This window comes from Pimelobacter sp. 30-1 (assembly GCF_018831735.1).
Lineage (GTDB): Bacteria > Actinomycetota > Actinomycetes > Propionibacteriales > Nocardioidaceae > Nocardioides.
Window position 1 is genome coordinate 23,493 of sequence record NZ_NHTS01000003.1, and the last position, 20,662, is coordinate 44,154.

The following is a 20,662-nucleotide window of genomic DNA, read 5'->3' on the forward strand; positions in this document are numbered from 1 at the left end:
GAAAACAGGGGGGACCCGAGAACGCCTAGACTTAGGCGAGCCTTACCTTAGTCATTGTGGTGACACTTTGTCGAGAAGTCCGTCCGCCGGACACCGGCCCGGCGCTTGACGGGCGCGAGAGGCTGGGGAGGTGAGCTCGGACCTTCCTCCGCACGTCCTCGTCCTCTTCGGCGCGACCGGTGACCTGGCCGCCCGCAAGCTCTTCCCCGGCCTCTACCGCCTGGCCGCGGCCGACCGGCTGCCCCAGCACTACGCGGTGCTCGGCAGCGGCCGGCACTCCCCCGGCACCGACGAGGAGTTCCGCGCCCACGTCCGCGCGGCCCTCGACGAGTTCGTCGGCGAGGTCGACGACGCCGTGGCCGGCCCCCTGCTGGAGCGGATCCGCTTCGTCACCTCCTCCGCCGACGACGGCGCGGGCCTGGCCGAGGCCGTCCGCGAGGCCGAGGACGGCCTCATCGACGAGGCGCACTGCCTGCTCTCCGACGTACGGCGCCTGCTCTACCTCTCGGTGCCGCCGGGCGCGGTCAAGGGCATGATCGGCATGCTCGACCGCGAGGACCTCGTGGCCCGGACCCGGCTCGTCGCGGAGAAGCCGTTCGGCACCGACCTCGCCACCGCCCGCGAGCTGCACAGCGTGCTGACCTCGGCGTTCACCGAGGACCAGGTCTTCCGGATCGACCACTTCCTCGGCAAGGAGGCGGTCCAGAACATCCTCGCGCTGCGCTTCGCCAACGGCCTCTTCGAGCCCGCCTGGAACCGGCACACCATCGAGTCGGTCCAGATCGACGTCCCCGAGAAGCTCACCGTCGAGGGCCGGGGCAGCTTCTACGAGGGCACCGGCTGCCTGCGCGACATGGTGACGACCCACCTGGCCCAGCTCCTCGGCTTCGTCGCCCTCGAGGACCCCCACGCCTTCCGCGCCTCCGCGATCCGCGCCGCCAAGGCCGCGACCTTCTCCGCGGTGCGCCCGCTCGACCCCGAGCGCGTCGTCTTCGGCCAGTACGACGGCTACCGCGACGAGCCCGACGTGGCCCCCGACTCCGACGTCGAGACGTTCGTCGCCGCCGAGGTCTGGATCGACAACGACCGCTGGCGCGACGTCCCGTTCTACCTGCGCACCGGCAAGGCCCTCGCCGACGGACGGCGCACCATCACCGTCCGCTTCCGCGACCCGCGCCACCGCTGGCTCAAGCCCGAGGGCGGCGGCGTCCCCGAGCCCAACGAGCTCGTCATCGACCTCGCCGACCGGCCCAAGATCGCGATCGAGGTCCGCGCCAAGCGCCCCGGCCCCGACATGGCGCTGGTCGAGGGCGTCTTCCGCCTCGACCTGGTGTGCGACGTACCCGGCGCGGACCCGCTCGAGGCCTACGAGCGGCTGCTGCTCGACGTGATGCGCGGCGACCGGACGCTGTTCATCAGCTCCGAGGAGGTCGACCGGCTGTGGGAGATCTTCCAGCCGGTGCTCGACCGCCGCCCGCGCACCCAGGTCTACGCACCCGGCTCCTGGGGGCCGGCGAGCGCCCTCGACCTGCCGCTGGGCGGCTGGCGGCTGGGCGACCGGGTCAGTGCGGCGAGCTCTTCGTCCACTCCTCCGACTGGGTGAGCTTGAAGAGATAGGCCAGCGGCGGCACCACGACCACGACCGCCAGCCCGACGGCGACGAGCAGCCCCTGCAGGGTCGCCCGGGCGCCGGCGGCGTCGGCGATGGTCACCTCGTCGACGAGCAGCCAGGGGTACTGACCCACGCCCCAGCCGGAGACGACCGCGGCGACCGCGAGGACCGCGGTGATCCGGGCGAGGGCGTAGCGGCGACGCCAGAGCAGGACCATCGTGCCCAGGCCGGCCAGTCCGGCGAGGACGACGAGCGGCGCGGCGCGGCCCTCCAGGCCGGCGGCCAGGGTGGGGGCGTCGCGGTCGAGGGGGACGAGCGCGGCGAAGACGAGCAGGCCGGTGATCGCGCCGACCGCGAGCGCCCGGACCCGGAGCTCGCCGGCCAGGCGGTGCTGACCGCTGCGCTCGGCGTCGGCGACGAGGAAGGTGCCGGCCAGGAAGGCGCAGGTGCCGACGGCGATGACGCCGCCGAAGATCGAGGTCGGGTTGAGCCACGACGTCCACAGGTCGCCGCGCCCCTCGAGCGGCACCCGGCCCGAGGCGATGCCGCCGGCCACGGTGCCGAGGAAGAACGGCGTGATGATCGACGAGGTGGCGAAGACGATGCCGAAGAGGCGGGCCTGCGCGAGCGTGGCGGCGTACTTGCGGAAGGCGAAGCTCGCGCCGCGCAGGACGATGCCGAGCAGGGCGAACAGCAGCGGGAAGACCAGCGTCGACATCGCGGCGGCGAACGACTCCGGGAAGCCGGTCCACCAGATCACGAGCACGTAGATCAGCCAGACGTGGTTGGCCTCCCACACCGGGCCGATGCTGTGGTCGACGAGCGTGCGCAGCTCGGCGCCGCGCTTGCTGCTGCCCGCGGTGAGGTCGAAGAAGCCGGAGCCGAAGTCGGCGCCGCCGAGCACGGCGTAGGCGATGATCCCGACGAAGAGAGCGGCCGCGACCGCGAGCTCGAGGCTCATCGGTGGGCCTCCGGCTCGGACGCCGGCTCGGGGTCGGGGGCGTACGGGCTGGGCAGGTCGACATCGCCCGCCCGCCAGCGCCGGGCCATCGAGCGCAGCACCACGACCGCGCCGATCGTCATGGTGGTGTAGACGACGGTGCTGATCCCGAGCAGCCACCACAGGCTCGCGGTGTAGTCACCGACCGCCTCGGGCGTGCGCATGATGCCGTAGACGATCCATGGCTGGCGGCCGACCTCGGTCGCGATCCAGCCTGCTTCGAGCGCGATCACCGCCAACGGCCCGGCGATCGCCGCGAACCGGAGGAACCAGCGTTTCTCCAGCAGGTCCTTGCCGCGCCGGCGCTGCACCCAGAACAGGACGACGGCGCCGGCGAGCAGCGTGCCGATCCCGACCATGGTCTGGAAGGCCAGGTGGGTCATGTTGATCGGCGGGTGGTCCTCCTCGGGGATCGTGTCGAGCCCGGGGACCGGCTTGTCCGGCGAGTTCATCGCGATCAGCGAGCCGAGCAGCGGGATGTCGATGGAGTACTTCACCTCGCCGTCGATCATCACCCCGCCCAGCCGCAGCGGCGACGGGCTCTCGGTGGTCTCGGCCAGCTCGAACGCCGCCAGCTTGGCCGGCTGGCGCTCGTCGAGGCCGAAGCCCAGCACGTGCCCGACGAAGGGCTGGGTGACCGCGGCGATCGAGGCGAACACGAACGGCACCATGAAGCCGAGGCGGTGGTGGGCGTCGCGCCGGCCGCGGAGCATGCCGACCGCGTAGACGCCGGCGATCGTGAAGCCGGCCAGCATGTAGGCGCCGACCCACATGTGCGCGAACTGCAGGAAGGTGTGCCCGTTGAAGAGCACCTTCCACGGCTCGACGTCGGTGACCTCGCCGTCGACGAGGCGGAAGCCCGTCGGCACGTTCATCCAGGCGTTGACCGCGAGCACGCAGTAGGCGCCGATGATGCCGGTGATCGCCATCGGCAGCACCATCAGCACGTGCCGCTTGGGGGGCATCCGGTTCCAGCCGTAGAGGTAGATGCCGAGGAAGATCGCCTCCAGGAAGAAGGCCAGCCCCTCGAAGGCGAAGGGGAGGCCGAGCACGTCGCCGTACTTGCCCATGAGGCCGGGCCAGAGCAGGCCCATCTCGAAGCTGAGCACCGTGCCCGAGACCGCGCCGATCGCGAAGAGCACCGCCGAGACCTTGGCCCAGCGCTGGGCCAGCCCCAGGGCGACGGGGTCGTTCTTGCGGATGCCGCGCAGGTGTATCACGAAGATCATCGCCGGGAAGGCCACGCCGAAGCAGGCCAGGATGATGTGCCAGCCCAGCGAGAGCGCCATCTGCTGACGCGCCGGCATCAGGCCGGCGGGCTCGTCAGGAGCGGCGGACGCCACCTGGGTGGCGACCTCGGTGACAGCGTGGGTGAGGACGTCGACGCTCAGCACGACCCTGACGCTACGCCCCCGTCCGGCCCCGTTCACGAGTTTGTGAACCGATTCACAAGCGGGGTGGAGACGGTCGGACCCCCGTCACCGGCAGGCCGGTGACGTGCTACGCCGGGGAGGTCAGCGCGAGCGGCGCAGGTCGTTGAGCGCGATCCGGACGGTGAGCGACTCCCCCGCCATCCGGATCCGTCCGCGCATGCCCGCGGCGAGCACCATCGGGAGCACCGCCTGGCTGTCGGAGGGCGCGGTCAGCACGATCTCCTCGGCCCCCTGGTCGCGCGCCGCGCGGGCGATGTCGGCGAGCAGCCGGGTCCCGACCCCACGCCGCTGCCACGCCGGGTCGACCCAGAGGTCGACGGGCCAGGGGGTGTCGGCCGTGTCGTGCGCGGTCACCTCGGCACGGCCCGCGACGAGCCCGCCGGAGAGCGCGGAGACGGTCGTGTCGACGGTGACGTAGTCGGGCTCGGCGGCGCCGGGCTGCTGGGGCGCGGGCGGCACCTGGGCGTCGAGCACCTGGCCGACCAGCCCCGCCAGGGCGGCCGCCCGGGCCCGCTCGGTGGGGGTGAACGGCGGCTCGCGGCGGATCTGGATGGTGGTGGACTCCCCCACCGCCATCTCGAGCACGTCCTCGGTGCCGGTGCTGGGCGCGACCGCGGCGTCGAAGAGGTGGGCGGCGACCTCGGGGAAGGTGGCCGGCTGGGCGATGATCGAGCGGACCGCCTCGACGTACCGGGTCGGCTGGTCCTCGAGCGCGGCCGCGGTCGCGGGGACGGCGGAGACCGTGACCCCGCCCGCCTTGTCGATGAGCGCGTGCAGCTCGGCGCTCGTCCAGCCCTCGGGGACCTGCAGGACGAGCTCGTCGGTGACGCTCGCCGCGTCCGGGAAGACCTGGACGGTCTGGATGTTGACGCCCGCGCGGCCGCACGCCGCGGCCAGCTGGGCCAGGGCGCCGGGGCGATCGGGCAGTCCGGCACGGACTCTCCAGAGCATGTGCCCACTATGCCGGAGAGATGTGTCGGAAGGGGATCCCCCAGATTTCGGCTGATGACATGCTCCGGTCGCCGTGCGAGGGTGAGAGCCATGCCGAGCTGGGTCTACCTGCTGCACCCGCCCCGCACGGGGTTCGTCGCCACCATCACCGAGGACGAGGCGGCGCTCATGCACGCGCACGCCGACTACCTCGCCGCTCTGCTCGACCAGGGCGTGCTGGTGCTGGCCGGGCCGACGCTCGGCGAGACCAACACCGGGATCACCGTCTTCGAGGCCGACGACGAGGACGCCGCCCGCGCAGTCATGCTCGCCGACCCGGCCGTCACCGGCGGCCTGATGACCCCCGAGCTGCGCCCGATGCGGGTGCGCTTCCTGCGCGGACGCGAGGACTGATCCGGTGCGCCGCCCCATCCGTACGACGCTCGGCGTGGCGCTCACCGGCGCCCTCGCGCTCACCCTCGCCGTCCCGGCCACCGCGCCGGCGCCGGCGGGCGCCGAGGTCCGCAGGTTCGCCGACAAGGCGGCCGAGAACCCCGACGCGATCCGCACCGTCCGGGTCGACCACGGGCTCTACAACGTCCGGTTGCGGGTCAACGCCGGCGAGCTCGCGCACAACTACCACTGGTACCTCGACACGGTCCCGAGCCGCCCCGGCCCCGAGTACGTCGCCGTGGTGATCGGCGAGGTCGAGAGCTTCGCGGTGCACAGCGTGCCCGGCTGGCTCGCCGGCCCCGGCGGCGGGCCGCGCGGCACCGGTCCGCTGCGCTGCCAGGGCCGGGTCGACTTCGACGTCGACCGGCAGCGGGTGACGTTCACGATCCCCCGCCGGTGCCTGCGGGAGAACCCGGCCGCGACCGGACAGCCGGCCCGGGTCCGGGTCGGCCTGGAGGCCTGGCCCGACTTCGGCCCCGCCCAGGACCGCTTCCCGAAGCGGCACCGGTTCAGCGACTGGGTACGCCGCGGCCCGGTGCACTAGGCCCAAAAAGCCGGAGACCCGGCTCGTCGCAACGAGCCGGGCCTCCGCGATGGTGCAGGTGGGCCTCAGTGGCCGTGCCCGTGACCGTGGCCGTGACCGGCCGCCTCGGGCTCCTCCTCCTCGGGCTTGTCGACGACCAGGACCTCGGTCGTCAGCAGCATGCCCGCGACGGAGACCGCGTTGGCCAGGGCCGACCGGGTCACCTTGACCGGGTCGATGACGCCCTGGGCGACGAGGTCGCCGAACTCGCCGGTGGCGGCGTTGTAGCCGTTGCCGACACCGAGCTCGCGCACCTTGTTGGTGACGACATAGCCGTTCTCGCCGCCGTTCTCGGCGATCCAGCGCAGCGGCTCGTCGACGGCCTTGCGGACGATGCGGACACCGAACGCCTCGTCACCGGTCAGGCCGAGGTCGCCCTCGAGCGCCGCCGCAGCGTGGATGATCGCCGAGCCACCGCCGGGAACGATGCCCTCCTCGATCGCGGCGCGCGTCGCGGAGACGGCGTCCTCGATCCGGTGCTTCTTCTCCTTGAGCTCGACCTCGGTGTGCGCGCCGACCTTGATCACCACGACGCCGCCGGAGAGCTTGGCCAGCCGCTCCTGGAGCTTCTCGGTGTCCCAGTCGGAGTCGGAGACCTCGATCTCCTTCTTGATCTGCTCGACGCGACCCGCCACCTCGGTGTCGTCGCCGGCACCGTCGATGATCGTGGTGTTGTCCTTGGTGACCACGATGCGGCGGGCCTGGCCCAGCACGTCGAGACCGACCTGGTCGAGCTTGAGGCCGACCTCGGGCGAGATGACCTGGCCGCCGGTGAGGACCGCGATGTCCTGGAGCATCGCCTTGCGGCGGTCACCGAAGGCCGGGGCCTTGACGGCGACGGCGTTGAAGGTGCCGCGGATCTTGTTGACGACCAGCGTCGACAGCGCCTCGCCCTCGACGTCCTCGGAGAGGATGAAGAGCGGCTTGCCGGCCTGGATGACCTTCTCCAGCAGGGGCAGCAGGTCGGCGATCGCCGAGATCTTGCCCTGGTGGATGAGGATGTAGGGGTCGTCGAGCACGGCTTCCTGGCGCTCGGCATCGGTGACGAAGTAGGCCGAGATGTAGCCCTTGTCGAACTGCATGCCCTCGGTGAACTCGAGCTCGGTCGAGGGGGTATTGGACTCCTCGACCGTGATCACGCCGTCCTTGCCGACCTTGCCGAAGGCCTCGGCGAGGAGCTCGCCGATGTGGCTGTCACGCGAGGAGACGGTCGCCACGGAGGCGATGTCCTTGGCGTCCTCGACCTCGCGGGCGGCGGCCTTGAGCGCGTCGCCCACGGCACCGGCCGCGGCGTCCATGCCCCGCTTGAGGCCCATCGGGTTCACGCCGGCCGCGACCGCGCGCAGGCCCTCGTGGACCAGCGCCTGGGCGAGCACGGTCGCGGTCGTCGTACCGTCACCGGCGACGTCGTTGGTCTTGGTCGCGACCTCCTTGGTGAGCTGGGCACCGAGGTTCTCGAACGGGTCGTCGAGCTCGACGTCACGCGCGACGGTGACACCGTCGTTGGTGATGGTCGGCGCGCCCCACTTCTTGTCGAGGACGACGTAGCGGCCCTTGGGGCCGAGCGTCACCTTGACGGTGTTGGCGAGGGCGTCGACGCCCCGCTCGAGCGCGCGACGGGCGTGCTCGTCGAACTCCAGGATCTTGGGCACTGCTTACTCCTTGGGTGTGGAAAGCCGAACGCCCGGGACGCCGCTCGCACCGGCAGGCGGTGCGGGACGTCCCGGGCGGCGTGAAGCTCGGATCAGGCCAGAACCGCGAGGACGTCGCGGGCCGAGAGGATGAGGTACTCCTGGCCGGCGTACTTGACCTCGGTGCCGCCGTACTTGCTGTAGATGACCTTGTCACCCACGGCGACGTCGAGCGGGACGCGGTTGCCGTTGTCGTCGATGCGGCCGGGACCGATCACGAGGACCTCGCCCTCCTGGGGCTTCTCCTTGGCCGTGTCAGGGATGACCAGGCCAGAGGCGGTGGTCTGCTCCGCCTCGAGAGGCTTGACGACGATCCGGTCCTCGAGCGGCTTGATGTTGACCGACACGATGTCGACCTCCACTTTCTGAGCTGACGGGTGCTGCTGACTCTTTGGGGCGAGGCCGGGAAGGACCCCGACCTGCATTGGCACTCTCGGTTCGAGTGTGCCAATGACGAAACTAGCACTCTCCGCAAGGGAGTGCCAGGCCCGGCCCCGGCTGACAGGATCAGGGGGTGGACCTCGACGACTTCCGGTGGCTGCTGACCGACGAGGGCCAGGCCCTGCTCACCGAGGCCACCGCCCTGGTCGGTTCCGGGGCCACCGCCCTGGCGGCCGGCTCCGCCCTGCGTCGTACGACGACGCCGGAGCGGGCCGCGACGGCGCTGACCCAGGTCGACCTGCGCGCCCGCGCGCACGCCAAGTTCGGTGACCTGGCCGCGCGGATGTACTTCACCCCCGACGCCCTGGAGCAGGCGACCCGGCTCCGGGTCGCCCAGCACCGGGCCGGGCGCGCGGCCGCGTTCGGCGCCCGCACCCTGATCGACCTCGGCTGCGGCATCGGCGGCGACCTGCTCGCGGCCGCCCGGGCCGGGATGGTCTGCGCGGGCGTGGACCTCGACCCGGTCCGGGTCGCGGTGGCCGAGGCCAACCTCGCCGCGCTGGGCCTGCCCGGCGCGGTCCAGGTGGCCGACGCCACCGAGATCGACCACCGCGGCTTCGACCTCGCCTACGCCGACCCGGCCCGTCGTACGGGCGCGGGGCGCAGCTTCCGGGTCGACGACTGGACGCCGCCGTGGTCGTGGGTCGAGACGCTGCTGGCGCGCGATGCGTGCGTCAAGGTCGCCCCCGGCATCCCCCACACGCTCGTGCCCGACGGCGTCGAGGCCGAGTGGGTCAGCGACGAAGGTGAGGTCAAGGAGGCCGCGCTGTGGGCCGGCCGCACCGCGACCGTACGACGGCGCGCCACCGTGATCGGCACCGGCGGCCTCGCCACGATCACCGACGAGGACGACCCCGGCGCCGACGCGGTCGGGGTCGCGCCGGTGGGTGCCTTCCTCTACGAGCCCGACGGCGCGGTGATCCGGGCGGGTCTGGTCACCGCGGTCGCCGCAGGCGTCGGGGGCGCGCTCATCGACCCGAAGATCGCCTACGTCACCGCGGAGGCGTCGTACCGGACGCCGTTCGCGCGGGCCTACCGCGTGGTCGAGGAGCTGCCCTACCGCGAGAAGCAGCTCAAGGCCGCGCTGCGCGAGCGCGGGATCGGGCGGCTGACCATCAAGAAGCGCGGCGTGGACGTCGTACCGGAGGCGCTGCGCAAGCGCCTCGCGCTCCAGGGCGACGCCGAGGCGACCGTCGTGCTGACCCGGGTCGCGGGCGAGGGCACGGCGCTGCTGGTCGAGCCGTTCTAGGGCGCGGGAACTAGTCGGGCAGGTCCATCGTGCGCCCGCCGCGGGCCAGCACCGCCCGCTCGCTGCGGATCACGGTCTTGTGCAGGTCGGCGTTGTCGCCCCGCCGCACCCGGTCCGGTACGACGTGCCGCGAGGTCCGCGCGAAGGTCGTGGCCCCGCGCCACGCGACGGCGTGGGCCGGCGTCCAGGGCAGGCCGTAGAGGCGGCGTACCTCGGGCGGGAGCATGCCGACGACGAGCAGGTTGGTCACCGTGACGCCGGGGCGGGCGACGAGCGGGACGGGCATGTCGCGGGCGATCGCGCGGCCCACGGCGCGGGCCTCGGCGGTGAGGTGCATCCGGCCGGAGGTGTACCAGTCGCGCATCCACTGCTCGAAGGCCGCCGCGGTCTCGGGCGCCACCGAGCGCGGCATGCCGAAGAGCTCGCCGAAGCGCACCCAGTCGGCCCAGAGGTCCTCCTTCTCCTTCGCAAGGAGAGGCCGCACGAGGGTCTCGAAGGCGACCCGGGAGGAGTCGGCGAGCATGGCCATCGTCCAGAGCATGAGCTCGGGGTCGAAGGCGTCGTAGGGCGTCCCGCGGGAGAACTCGCCCTCGTCCTGGGTGAGCTCGCCGCGCACCCGGGTGTGCAGGTCGTGCACCGCAGCGAGCAGCCGGTCGGCCTCGGCGCGCGGGGCGAAGAAGACCGTCTCGAAGGCCAGCGCAGTGCGGGCCAGGCGCTCGAAGGGGCGCTCCTTGGCGAGCGTCGACTGCGAGGTGCCGACGTAGGGCACGGGGTGGGTGGCGCCGATGATGAGCGCGCGCTGGCCGTAGGTCTGCCCGACCGCGCGGTGGGACTGGACGAAGCGCAGCATCGAGCCCTCGGGGAAGTACCCGTCGTCGACCCGCGCCGCGTCCATCGCCTCAGCCTGCCAGGACCTCGGTCACCGGGAGGCTCGAATCGGCCGGGAGGTCCAGCGGGGACGGCGTCCGCCCGCGCTCGACCATGGTGGCGCCGAGCGCGGCGACCATCGCGCCGTTGTCGGTGCACAGGCCGGGGCGTGGCACCCGGACCCGGATGCCGAGCTTGCCGGCGCGCTCCTCGGCGAGCACCCGCAGCCGGGAGTTGGCTGCGACTCCGCCACCGATCATGAGGTCCTCGATGCCTTCGGCGCTCGCGGCGTCGAGCGCCTTGCGGACCAGGACGTCGCAGACCGCCTCCTGGAAGGACGCCGCCACGTCGGCCACCGGGACCGGTTCGCCGGAGCGCTCGCGGGCCTCGACCCAGCGGGCGACCGCGGTCTTGAGCCCGGAGAACGAGAAGTCGAAGCGGTGCCGCTCCAGGTCGCGCCGGCTGGTCAGCCCGCGCGGGAAGTCGATCGCGACCTGGTTGCCCTCGCGGGCCGCCTTGTCGATGTGGGGGCCACCCGGGAAGGGCAGGCCGAGCAGGCGGGCGACCTTGTCGAAGGCCTCACCGGCCGCGTCGTCGATGGTGGCGCCGAGCGGGTCGACGCCGCCTTCGTACCCGGTGATGTCGGTGACGCGGAGCAGGCTGGAGTGGCCGCCCGAGACGAGCAGCGCGAGCGACGGCTCGGGCAGCGGTCCGTGCTCGAGCTGGTCGACGGCGACGTGGGCGGCGAGGTGGTTGACGCCGTAGATCGGCTTGCCGAGCGAGAGCGCGAGCGCCTTGGCCGAGGCGACGCCGACGAGCAGCGCGCCGGCGAGGCCGGGACCGTGGGTGACCGCGATCGCATCGACGTCGCGCAGCGTGATGCCGGCGGTGTCGCACGCGCGCTGGATGGTGGGGACCATCGCCTCCAGGTGCGCCCGGCTGGCGACCTCGGGGACGACGCCGCCGAAGCGTGCGTGCTGCTCGACGCTGCTGGCGACCGCGTCGGCGAGGAGCGTGTGACCGCGAACGATCCCGACGCCGGTCTCGTCGCACGAGGTCTCGATGCCGAGGACCAGGGGTTCGTCGCGGGTCATGGGTCCATTGTGACGGGTGTGCTGAGCACCAGTGCGGTGGTCCCGTCGCGGTAGTAGCGGGGGCGGCGTCCGAGCTCGGCGAAGCCGTGCCGCTCGTAGAAGGTGCGGGCGATGATGTTGTCCTCGCGGACCTCCAGCAGCAGCCGGGTCGCGCCGCGCTCGCCGGCCACCGCGTGGGTGGCGGCGAGGAGGGCGCCGGCCACACCGGAGCGCCGCCGCTCCTCCGGTACGGCGATCCGCTGGAGCTCCGCGTCGACGTCGACGACGCTCACCACCGCGTAGCCCAGGAAATCCGCAGCGCCGCCGTCCGCGGACGAGCGGGCGACGAGCAGCGCCATGGTCGGCACCAGGCCGCCGACGGCCTCGCGCAGCAGGTTCGGCGACCACGGGTCGAGGGGGAAGGCCTCCGCCTCCAGCGCGGCGATCTCCGCGATGTCGTCGACGCCGGCCGGGCCGATGTTCACCGCGGCGACGGCTCGTCGGCGAGGACCGCCTTGGGCGCCCGCGGGATCTCGGCGTCGGGACGGCGCAGGTAGAGCGGCTCCGGCGCCAGGACGGCGAACCGGCCGGCCACGACACCGCGCGCGAGCCAGGCGGCGCTGGGCCGCTGCGGCCCGCGGGACTCCGGGAACGCCTCGGGGTAGAGGGTCGCGCCCTCCCCCACGACCGGGCGGTCGCTGGCGAGGGCGGCCGGCCGATCGACGACCGGCTCGTCCTGGCGCACCGCCCCGGCGTCGTACGACGCGAGGTAGACCTCCTTGCGCCGGGCGTCCGTCGCGACCAGGAAGTCGCCGTCCACGGCGCCGGTCTCGACCGCCTCGAGCGCGAGCGGGTCGAGCGAGCAGACCCCGTGCACCGGAACGTCGAGCACGTGCGCCATGGTCCGCGCGGTGACCAGCCCGACCCGCAGCCCGGTGAACGGGCCGGGGCCGACGCCGACGGCGATGCCGGTCAGGTCGTCCGGGCTCGCGCCCACCTCGGCGAGCACCTGGGCGATGAGCGGCGCGAGCTGCTCCCCGTGGCGCATGCTGCTGGTGGCCGTCGCCTCGGCGACGACGTCCGTGCCGTCGTGAAGGGCGACGGTGACCGTCGGGGAGGCGGTGTCGAACGCGAGCAGCACGCACCGAGCCTAGTTGAGGCTCAGGACCAGGCCTTGACCCAGTCGACGACGAGCGTCGAGGTGTCGGGCATCTTGTCGGTACGGGTGTTCCAGCCCAGGCCCCACACCTGGGTGAGGACCAGGTAGAACGGCTTGTCGAACGGCTGCGCCCCGGTCATCCCGGTCGGCGTCCAGCGGTGGCTGTAGCAGAGCCGGCCGTCGTAGTAGAAGCGCATGATCTTGGGCGTCCACTCGACCGCGTAGTTGTGGAAGGCCGTGCTCGCCGTGGGCATCCGGCAGGAGTAGCCCGAGCTGAGCTGGGTGTTCTCGCCGGCGTAGTGCACCGACGGGTAGACGTTGGCCGGCAGCCCGCTGAACCACTCGGCGATGTCGACCTCGCCCGAGCCGGGCCAGCGGCCGTACGCCTGGTCCTGCGGGTAGAGCCAGAACGCGGAGTGCGAACCGGCGATCCCCGACTCGGCGGGCATCTTGAGCCGGGCCTCGAAACGCCCGTAGGTCTGGGTGAACTTCGAGCGGGTGGCGACCGTGGAGACCTCGGCGTTGGTCGTGAACGACCCGTAGGGGCTGCGGCAGAGGAACTCCGTCGGCAGGATCGTGGACGTCAGCCGCAGCAGGCCGCCGCCGACCCGGACCGTGCGCTCGTTGTCGACGTAGCAGCCCTTGCTGCCGCCGTACATGCCGCTGAAGGAGGTCTGCTGGACCATCCACCGGCTGCGGTCGAGCGCGTCGCCGTCGAACTCGTCGTAGAAGCTGCACGCGTAGTAGCCGCCCTCGGCGCGCTGGGGGCGGCTGCCGCAGGTGTCGACCGGGGCGCGCTCGGGCGTCGGTACGACGGCGGGCGCCACGTCGCGCTTGTGGCTCACCCGGCCGGCCGCCTTGACCCGGTAGGTGCGGGCCGTCGCGGGGCGGGCGAGGACGATCTTGAACGTGCCCTTCTTGGTCGCCCGGCGCTGGGCGACCGTGGCCCAGCTCGCGCGCCGCCGCTCCTGCAGCCGGACGACAGCCCGGGCGCGGGTACGGCCGGCGAAGACGACCGTGGAGCTGCGCGCCACCGGCTTCGTCAGCACGGGGCGCTCCGGGCGCTCCGGCGCGGCACCCGCCGTCTCGGCGGTGACGGGCGCGAACAGCGCACCCGCACAGATCAGTGCCGTCAGCGCGGCCTTCAGTCCCCCCATGGAACTTCCCCTCCAGAAAGTTTGAACCCTCGCTCTGGAGACTAGGAAGAATGCGCATCCTTACGGCACGGGTGTGCGATCCGACTCACACGGGCTCGATGGGACTAGCCCGAGCAGGACCGGTCCCCGAACGAAGGGACGGAGGTCCCGGGACTTCAGCCCAGGTCGGCCAGGACCACACCGAGCCAGCGCAGGCCGACGGGGTCGAGCTCGACGACGCGCGGATCGGCCTCGGGGTCGACGTCGGTGCGCGCGGTGGCCCGGGCGATCCGGATCTCGAGCCGGTCGTCGGAGAGGCTCTCGGCGACGCCGGTCCCCCACTCCACGACGGTGACGGCCTCGTCGAGGTCGGTGTCGAGGTCGAGGTCGTCGAGCTCGGCCTGACCGCCGAGGCGGTAGGCGTCGACGTGGACGAGCGCCGGTCCGTCGCTGAGGGAGGGGTGCACCCGGGCGATGACGAACGTCGGCGAGGTGATCCCGCCGCGCACGCCCAGGCCCTCGCCGAGGCCCTGGGTGAAGGTGGTCTTGCCGGCCCCGAGCTCACCGCTGAGGACGAGCACGTCGCCCGCGCGCAGGTGGCCCGCGACCCGGCGGCCCAGGTCGCGCATGGACTCGGCACTGGGGACGTCGACGGCGACCGGGACCGGCCGCGCCATCTCGACGTACGGCGCGTGACGGGCCGTCTGCACGAAGCCCATGTCGCGCCAGAAGCCCACGGTGCGCGGCAGCTCCTCGCGCGCCAGGATCACCGCCCTGGTCGCGCCCGCCCGGCCGGCCGCGCGCAGCCCGGCCCGGACCAGCTCGCGCGCGAAGCCGCGGCCCTGGGCGGCAGGGTCGATGCCGAAGCGGCGCAGGTAGACCGCGTCGCCGACGGGGTCGAGGACGACCGCGCCGACCGGCTTGCCGTCGGCGCGCACGAGCAGTCCGCCGCCGGGCGCCAGCATCGCGGCGATCGACTCCTCGGTCTCGGCGAGTGCCTCGGTGGGCGGGTCGAGCGCGGGGCGCGCGGCGAACGCGGCCCGGACGACGGCCAGGACGTCGGCGGCGGCCTCGGGGCCGACGCGCGTGGTCTCCACGGTCACCGGGCTGCTGCCCTCGCGGTGGCGGCGGTGATGAGCTGGTCGAGCTCGGCGTTGACCAGCTCGTGGCGCTCCATGATGACCATGTGGCCGGCGCCCTCGCACTCGAGGAGGCGGGAGCCGGGGATCCGCGCGTGCAGCTTGCGGGAGTGGCCGATCGAGGTGAGCTTGTCGGCGGTGCCGCAGATGACCGACGTGGGCACCTGGCCGAGCCGCTCGACGAAGTCGAACTTGTCGAGACCGGCGAAGTTGGGGAAGAAGTCGGCGACCACCTCGAAGGGGGTCGCGGCGAGCATCCGGTCGACGAACTCGACGTAGCCGCGCGGCACCTCCTCGCCGAAGGCGAAGCGGTCGGTGGCGACGGTCGCGACGGCGCCGCCCGCGCGTCGTACGCCGTCGATGGCGCGGTGGCCGAGGTGGAGGGTGCGGACCGCGCCGCGGGTGACCGGGCCGGCCAGCCGGGCCGGGACCATCGGCAGCAGCACCCGGCTGGGGTCGAGCCCGCCCGCCGTGGTGGAGATGAGCCCGACGCCGACGACCCGGTCACCGATGAGCTCGGGGTACTGCTCGGCGAGCGCGACGATCGACATCCCGCCCATGGAGTGCCCGACCAGGACGACCGGCCCCTCGGGCACGACCTCCTCGAGCACCCGGTGCAGGTCGCGGCCGAGCTGCTCGATGGTGGCGTGGGCGCGGTCGGAGCGGCCGGAGCGGCCGTGCGAGCGCTGGTCGTAGTAGACCGCGCGGACCAGGCCACGGTAGGCCGCGCGCTGGAAGTGCCAGCAGTCGAGGTTGAGGCAGTAGCCGTGCACGAAGACGACGGTGACCGGGCCGGCGAACTCGTCGACCTCGACGTGGAGCGGGACGCCGTCGTCGGCGACGACCGTGACCGGCGCCGAGTGCAGCGAGCCGAACGGGATGTCGTCTCCGGAGCGGCGGCTGATCGCCCGCTGCTGGCGCGCGATGCCGAGCGCGGCACCACCGGCCGCGGCGACGCCGAGGGCGCCGGCGAGCGAGCCGAGGATCCGGCTGCGGCGGCTCACCGGTCGCCCTCCGTGCCATCGACGTACCTGCGGGTCATCCGGCCCCCGATCCTGGTGACGATCTCGTAGCTGATGGTGGCGCAGGCCTCGGCCCAGTCCTGGGCGGTGGGTCCACCGGCGGACGGCGGCCCGAAGACGATCACCTCGCTGCCGACCGGCGGCCGGTCGCCGCCGAGGTCGACGACGACCTGGTCCATGCACACGGTGCCCCGGATCGGGCGCTGCTTGCCCTCGATGCCGACGGACGCCGCGGCGTCGGCGGCGCCGGGACGCGAGGCGTGGCGCGGGATGCCCTCGCCGTAGCCGACGGGGACGAGACCGACCGTGGTCGGGTGCTCGGCCACCCAGTGCTGGCCGTAGGAGACGGCGTCGCCCACGGCGAGGTCCTTGACCATGAGCAGCGGCGCGCGCACGGTCATCGCGGGCACGAGCCCGATCTCGGTCGCCTCACCGGGCGCCGGGTCGAGACCGTAGAGGGCGATCCCGCAGCGCACCGCGTCGAAGCGGGACGACGGCCGCAGGATCGCCGCCGCCGAGTTGGCCATGTGGCGCAGCTCGGGACGCAGCCCGTGCTCCTCGGCGAGCGCGAGCGCATCGCGGAAGGCCGCCTCCTGGCGGTCGTTGGCGGGGTGCGCGGGCTCGTCGGCGCACGCGAAGTGGGACCAGAGGCCGGTGATGGTCCAGGACCCCGCCTCCTCGCCGGCGCGCGCCCGCTCGAACAGCTCGGCCCAGGCCGCGCGCGGGGCACCGCTGCGCGAGAGCCCGGTGTCGACCTTGAGCTGCACCCGCGCGGGCCGGCCGGCCGTGGCTGCCGCCGCGGCGAGGGCGTCGAGGTGGGCGAGGCTGGACGCGGTGACGTCGAGGTCGGCGGCGACCGCGGCCGCCAGATCGGTCCGGGGCCCGATGATCCAGCACAGGATGCGGCCCTCGACACCGGCCGCCCGCAGCGCGAGCGCCTCCTCGACAGTGGCCGCAGCGAGCCAGTCGGCGCCGCCCTCCTGGGCGGCCCGGGCGCAGGCGACCATGCCGTGGCCGTAGCCGTCGGCCTTGACCACCGCGATCAGCGGGACCCCCGCGGTCGCGCGCAGCAGCCGTGCGTTGGCCCGGACCGCGGCCAGGTCGACGACGATCTCGGCGGGGCCGAGGGGCTGGGTCATCTGACTATCGTCCCATCACGGGGTGGTCAGGGTGGCGAGCAGGTCCGGCAGCGTGGCGGCGACGTCGGAGGCGACGATCGGGCCGTCCTGGGCGGCGAGCGTCGCCGCGGCGCCGTGCAGCCAGGAGCCGGCCGAGGCCGCGTCGAACGGGTCGAGCCCGGCGGCGAGGAGCGTCCCGATCAGCCCGCCGAGGACGTCGCCCGCGCCGGCCGTGGCCAGCCAGGGCGTGCCGGTCGTGGTCACCCGGGCCCGGCCGTCGGGGCGCGCGACGACGGTGTGCCGGCCCTTGAGCAGGACGACGGCGTCGAGCTCGTGAGCGGCGCGGCGGGCGTGGTCGAGCCAGCGGGCCTCGACGTCCGCCCGGTCGGCGTCGAGCATCCGGGCCAGCTCGCCCGCGTGGGGCGTGAGCACGGCGGAGCGGCCGCGGGCCAGGCCGGCGAAGGCGAGCGCGTCGGCGTCGACGACGACGGGGACGTCGTCGGCCAGGGAGCGGCGCAGCGCGTCCTCGGCGCGGTCGTCGCTGCCCGAGCCGACCACCCAGGCCTGCACCCGGCCGGGGCCGACGACCTCGGGGTGCGCGGCACGGACGAGGTCCAGGGCGGCCGGGTCGCCGTCGTACCGGACCATGCCGGCCAGGCCGCACGCGGCGCCGGCCACGCTGAGCAGGGCGGCGCCGGGATAGGTCGCGGAGCCGGAGCGGACGCCGACGACGCCGCGGGTGTACTTGTGGGCGTCGGCCGCGGGGCGCGGGAGCAGCGCCACGACGTCGGCGGCCTGGAGCGCCTCGACGGGGGCCTCGGGCAGGTCCAGGCCGATGTCGACGAGCTGGAGCGCGCCGCACGCGCGGGCCGCGGGGTCGACGAGGTGGGCGATCTTGTGGGTGCCGAAGGTGACGGTCAGGTCGGCGCTGACGTGGGGCCCGGCGACCTCGCCGGTGTCGACGTCCACCCCCGACGGTACGTCGACCGCGACCACCGGGGTCCCGGCGACGTGGCCGAGCGCCGCGACCGCCGCGGGCCGCAGCCCGGGACGCCCGCCGATGCCGACGATCCCGTCGACGACGACGTCGTACGGCGCCGGTACCGGGCCCGGGCTGCCGATCCGGCCGCCCGCGGCCCGCAGCGCGGCGACCCCGCCCTCGTGCGCCGACGACGAGAGCAGCCAGGCCTCGACCTGGACGCCGCGCCGGGCGAGCAGGACCCCCGCGTAGAGGGCGTCGCCTCCGTTGTCGCCGGAGCCGACGAGGAGCAGCACCCGGCGGCCGTAGCCGCTGCCGAGGAGGTCCAGGACGGCGTACGCCAGGCCGGCCGCGGCGCGCTGCATGAGCGCGCCCTCGGGCAGCCGGGCCAGCAGCGCGGCCTCGGCCGTGCGGACCTGCTCGACCGTGTGCGCCCGGATCACGACTCGAGCACCACCATCGCCGAGGCGATGCCGCCGTCGTGGGTGAGCGAGAGGTGCACCGACGTCACGCCCTGGGCGTCGGCCTCGGCCAGCACGGTGCCGCGCAGCACGAACCGCGGCCGGCCGTTGTCCTCGGAGACCACCTCGGCGTCGTGCCAGGACATCCCGCGCGGGGCGCCGAGCGCCTTGGCGAGCGCCTCCTTGGCGGCGAAGCGCGCCGCGAGCGAGCGGATGTGCAGCGTCCGCTCGGCCTCGGTGAAGAGCTTGGTCACCAGCGCCGGCGTACGACGGCACGACTCCTCGAACCGGGCGATCTCGCACACGTCGATACCGACGCCGACCACCGCCACGGCCTTACTCGACGGTGACGGACTTGGCGAGGTTGCGCGGCTGGTCGACGTCGTGGCCCAGCACCGTGGCGAGCTCGCAGGCGAACAGCTGGAGCGGCACGATCGCCACCAGCGGCTGGAGCAGGACGGGCACCTTGGGCAGCCGGATCAGCTCGTCGGCGTAGGGCTCGATGGAGGCGTCTCCCTCCTCGGCCAGGCAGATGGTCCGGGCGCCGCGGGCGCGGACCTCCTGGATGCCGCTGAGCATCTTGCCGTGGAGCTGGTCGCGACCCTTGGGGGGTACGACGCAGAGAACCGGCAGGCCGTCCTCGACCAGCGCGATCGGGCCGTGCTTGAGCTCGCCGGCCGCGAAGCCCTCGGCGTGGAGGTAGGCGAGCTCCTTGAGCTTGAGCGCCCCCTCGAGCGCGACCGGGTAGCCGGCGTGGCGGCCCAGGAAGAGCACCGAGCGCGACGAGGCGTGGTCAGCGGCGAGGGAGTAGACGGCGTCGGAGCCGGAGAGCACGGTCTCGATGTGGCCGGGCATGGCCTCGAGGTGCTCCATGATCTCGTCGATCTCGTCGCCGAAGCGGGTGCCCTTGACCTGGGCGATGTAGAGCGCGAGCAGGTAGCAGGCGACCAGCTGGGTCAGGAAGCCCTTGGTCGAGGCGACGCCGATCTCGGGGCCGGCGTGGGTGTAGATCACCGCGTCGGACTCGCGCGGGATCGAGGAGCCGTTGGTGTTGCAGATCGCGAGCACCTTGGCCCGCTGGGAGCGCGCGTGCCGGATCGCCTGGAGCGTGTCGGCGGTCTCGCCGGACTGGCTGATCGCGACGATGAGCGTGGTCGCGTCGATGATCGGGTCGCGGTAGCGGAACTCCGAGGCGAGCTCGACCTCGACCGGCGTCCGGGTCCAGTGCTCGATGGCGTACTTGGCGACCATGCCGGCGTAGAACGACGTACCGCAGGCGATGATGATGATCTTGTCGATGTCGCGCAGCTCTTCGTCGGCCAGGCGCATCTCGTCGAGCTGGAGCCGGCCGGTCGCGTCGCGGCGGCCGAGCAGGGAGTCGGCGACCGCGCGCGGCTGCTCGAAGATCTCCTTGCGCATGAACCAGTCGTGGCCGTCCTTCTCGGCCGAGGAGAGGTCCCAGTCGACGTGGAAGCGCTTGGCCTCGACCAGGCGGCCGTGGAAGTCGGTGACGTCGACCTTGTCGCGGGTCATCACGACGATCTGGTCCTGGCCGAGCTCGAGCGCCTCGCGGGTGAACTCGATGAAGGCGGCGACGTCGGAGCCGAGGAAGTTCTCGCCCTCGCCCAGGCCGACCACCAGCGGCGAGTTGCGCCGGGCCGCGACGACCTTGTCGGGCTCCTCGGCGTCGATCGCGACCAGGGTGAACGCACCCTCGAGCTGCTGGCAGACGCGCTGCATCGCGGTCGCGATGTCGACCCCGGACTGCACCTGGAGCTCGAGCAGCTGGGCCACGATCTCGGTGTCGGTCTCGGAGATCAGCTCGTGGTCGTCGGCCTCGAGGCGCGCGCGCAGCTCGAGGAAGTTCTCGATGATGCCGTTGTGCACCAGCGCCACCCGGCGGGACTCGCCGGTGTGCGGGTGCGCGTTGACGTCGTTGGGCGGGCCGTGGGTGGCCCAGCGGGTGTGCCCGATGCCGATCTGAGCCACCGGCATCGGCGTCTCGTCGAGCACCTTCTCGAGGTTGGCGAGCTTGCCGGCCCGCTTCTCGGTCCGCAGCAGACCCTCGCTCACGACCGCGACGCCGGCGGAGTCGTAGCCGCGGTACTCGAGCCTGCGGAGACCGTCGATGACGGTGTCCTGGGCCGACCGGGGCCCGATGTATCCGACGATGCCGCACATGATCGGCCAGTCTAAGCGGTCCGGGCCTGCATCCCCGCCTCGACAGCGGTGTGGCGCCCGCCGCCCTCCCCCGGCACCGTCCGGATCGAGGACGCACCTGAAGCCGCGGTGACGCCGACTGGAACAATCGGCGCC

At 73.3% G+C, this 20,662-nt stretch carries 20 protein-coding genes; 4 read left to right on the forward strand and 16 right to left on the reverse strand.

The annotated features are described in order from the left end of the window. The first annotated feature begins 130 nt into the window (after positions 1–130). The gene (gene zwf, locus CCO04_RS05345; RefSeq protein ID WP_215813095.1) at positions 131–1,603 is read left to right on the forward strand and encodes a glucose-6-phosphate dehydrogenase; all 1,473 of its coding nucleotides are present in this window, start codon (positions 131–133) and stop codon (positions 1,601–1,603) included. Here the strand turns inward: zwf and CCO04_RS05350 are convergent. The 3 genes from CCO04_RS05350 to CCO04_RS05360 form a co-directional block, all read right to left on the reverse strand. After that, positions 1,563–2,573, reverse strand: coding sequence for a cytochrome d ubiquinol oxidase subunit II (locus CCO04_RS05350; RefSeq protein ID WP_215813096.1), 1,011 nt, complete (start codon positions 2,571–2,573; stop codon positions 1,563–1,565). The two genes, zwf and CCO04_RS05350, sit on opposite strands and share 41 nt — an antisense overlap. Then, complete coding sequence (locus CCO04_RS05355; RefSeq protein WP_308281136.1) at positions 2,570–4,006, reverse strand: cytochrome ubiquinol oxidase subunit I; 1,437 nt, start codon at positions 4,004–4,006, stop codon at positions 2,570–2,572. The genes CCO04_RS05350 and CCO04_RS05355 overlap by 4 nt, the downstream gene beginning before the upstream one ends. Before the next feature lie 120 nt (positions 4,007–4,126). Then, on the reverse strand, positions 4,127–4,996 hold the full coding sequence (locus CCO04_RS05360; protein ID WP_215813097.1) for a GNAT family N-acetyltransferase: 870 nt from the start codon (positions 4,994–4,996) through the stop codon (positions 4,127–4,129). A gap of 90 nt (positions 4,997–5,086) precedes the next feature. On the opposite strand from CCO04_RS05360, the gene CCO04_RS05365 reads away from it, so the two are divergent. Together CCO04_RS05365 and CCO04_RS05370 are read left to right on the forward strand one after the other, a co-directional pair. Beyond that, positions 5,087–5,389 carry a YciI family protein gene (locus CCO04_RS05365; RefSeq protein WP_215813098.1) on the forward strand — a complete coding sequence of 101 codons (303 nt, stop codon included), beginning with the start codon at positions 5,087–5,089 and terminating at the stop codon, positions 5,387–5,389. A 4-nt stretch (positions 5,390–5,393) separates the two neighbouring features. Then, positions 5,394–5,972, forward strand: coding sequence for a hypothetical protein (locus CCO04_RS05370; RefSeq protein WP_215813099.1), 579 nt, complete (start codon positions 5,394–5,396; stop codon positions 5,970–5,972). Positions 5,973–6,037: 65 nt separating this feature from the next. Here the strand turns inward: CCO04_RS05370 and groL are convergent, their stop codons facing one another. Both groL and groES read right to left on the reverse strand, forming a co-directional pair. Then, a complete protein-coding gene (gene groL / locus CCO04_RS05375; protein WP_215813100.1) occupies positions 6,038–7,663 on the reverse strand; it encodes a chaperonin GroEL in 1,626 nt (541 codons plus the stop codon). A gap of 92 nt (positions 7,664–7,755) precedes the next feature. Continuing rightward, on the reverse strand, positions 7,756–8,049 hold the full coding sequence (groES, locus tag CCO04_RS05380) for a co-chaperone GroES (protein WP_215813864.1): 294 nt from the start codon (positions 8,047–8,049) through the stop codon (positions 7,756–7,758). 167 nt (positions 8,050–8,216) lie between these two features. On the opposite strand from groES, the gene CCO04_RS05385 reads away from it, so the two are divergent. After that, a complete protein-coding gene (locus CCO04_RS05385) occupies positions 8,217–9,392 on the forward strand; it encodes a class I SAM-dependent methyltransferase (protein ID WP_215813101.1) in 1,176 nt (391 codons plus the stop codon). A 10-nt stretch (positions 9,393–9,402) separates the two neighbouring features. Here the strand turns inward: CCO04_RS05385 and CCO04_RS05390 are convergent, their stop codons facing one another. The 11 genes from CCO04_RS05390 to glmS form a co-directional block, all read right to left on the reverse strand. After that, positions 9,403–10,287, reverse strand: a complete 885-nt coding sequence (locus CCO04_RS05390) for an oxygenase MpaB family protein (protein WP_215813102.1) — start codon at positions 10,285–10,287, stop codon at positions 9,403–9,405. A 4-nt stretch (positions 10,288–10,291) separates the two neighbouring features. Beyond that, positions 10,292–11,353: a tRNA (adenosine(37)-N6)-threonylcarbamoyltransferase complex transferase subunit TsaD gene (tsaD, locus tag CCO04_RS05395; RefSeq protein WP_215813103.1), complete on the reverse strand. Its 1,062-nt coding sequence runs from the start codon at positions 11,351–11,353 to the stop codon at positions 10,292–10,294. After that, the gene (gene rimI / locus CCO04_RS05400) at positions 11,350–11,817 is read right to left on the reverse strand and encodes a ribosomal protein S18-alanine N-acetyltransferase (RefSeq protein ID WP_215813104.1); all 468 of its coding nucleotides are present in this window, start codon (positions 11,815–11,817) and stop codon (positions 11,350–11,352) included. The genes tsaD and rimI overlap by 4 nt, the downstream gene beginning before the upstream one ends. Then, the gene (tsaB, locus tag CCO04_RS05405) at positions 11,814–12,473 is read right to left on the reverse strand and encodes a tRNA (adenosine(37)-N6)-threonylcarbamoyltransferase complex dimerization subunit type 1 TsaB (protein ID WP_215813105.1); all 660 of its coding nucleotides are present in this window, start codon (positions 12,471–12,473) and stop codon (positions 11,814–11,816) included. Before tsaB ends, rimI begins: the two co-directional genes overlap by 4 nt. 20 nt (positions 12,474–12,493) lie before the next feature. Next, positions 12,494–13,648 carry a family 16 glycosylhydrolase gene (locus tag CCO04_RS05410; protein ID WP_215813106.1) on the reverse strand — a complete coding sequence of 385 codons (1,155 nt, stop codon included), beginning with the start codon at positions 13,646–13,648 and terminating at the stop codon, positions 12,494–12,496. A gap of 155 nt (positions 13,649–13,803) precedes the next feature. After that, positions 13,804–14,724 (reverse strand): tRNA (adenosine(37)-N6)-threonylcarbamoyltransferase complex ATPase subunit type 1 TsaE, encoded by a 921-nt coding sequence (gene tsaE, locus CCO04_RS29655; RefSeq protein WP_257754010.1) that lies wholly within the window; start codon positions 14,722–14,724, stop codon positions 13,804–13,806. Positions 14,725–14,726: 2 nt separating this feature from the next. After that, positions 14,727–15,770 carry an alpha/beta fold hydrolase gene (locus CCO04_RS05420; RefSeq protein WP_215813108.1) on the reverse strand — a complete coding sequence of 348 codons (1,044 nt, stop codon included), beginning with the start codon at positions 15,768–15,770 and terminating at the stop codon, positions 14,727–14,729. Then, on the reverse strand, positions 15,767–16,927 hold the full coding sequence (gene alr / locus CCO04_RS05425) for an alanine racemase (protein ID WP_215813109.1): 1,161 nt from the start codon (positions 16,925–16,927) through the stop codon (positions 15,767–15,769). The genes CCO04_RS05420 and alr overlap by 4 nt, the downstream gene beginning before the upstream one ends. 15 nt (positions 16,928–16,942) lie before the next feature. Next, positions 16,943–18,328: an NAD(P)H-hydrate dehydratase gene (locus tag CCO04_RS05430; RefSeq protein ID WP_215813110.1), complete on the reverse strand. Its 1,386-nt coding sequence runs from the start codon at positions 18,326–18,328 to the stop codon at positions 16,943–16,945. Then, positions 18,325–18,678 (reverse strand): holo-ACP synthase, encoded by a 354-nt coding sequence (locus CCO04_RS05435; protein WP_215813111.1) that lies wholly within the window; start codon positions 18,676–18,678, stop codon positions 18,325–18,327. Before CCO04_RS05435 ends, CCO04_RS05430 begins: the two co-directional genes overlap by 4 nt. A gap of 4 nt (positions 18,679–18,682) precedes the next feature. Then, positions 18,683–20,527: a glutamine--fructose-6-phosphate transaminase (isomerizing) gene (gene glmS / locus CCO04_RS05440; RefSeq protein ID WP_215813112.1), complete on the reverse strand. Its 1,845-nt coding sequence runs from the start codon at positions 20,525–20,527 to the stop codon at positions 18,683–18,685. Between the last annotated feature and the right edge of the window lie 135 nt (positions 20,528–20,662).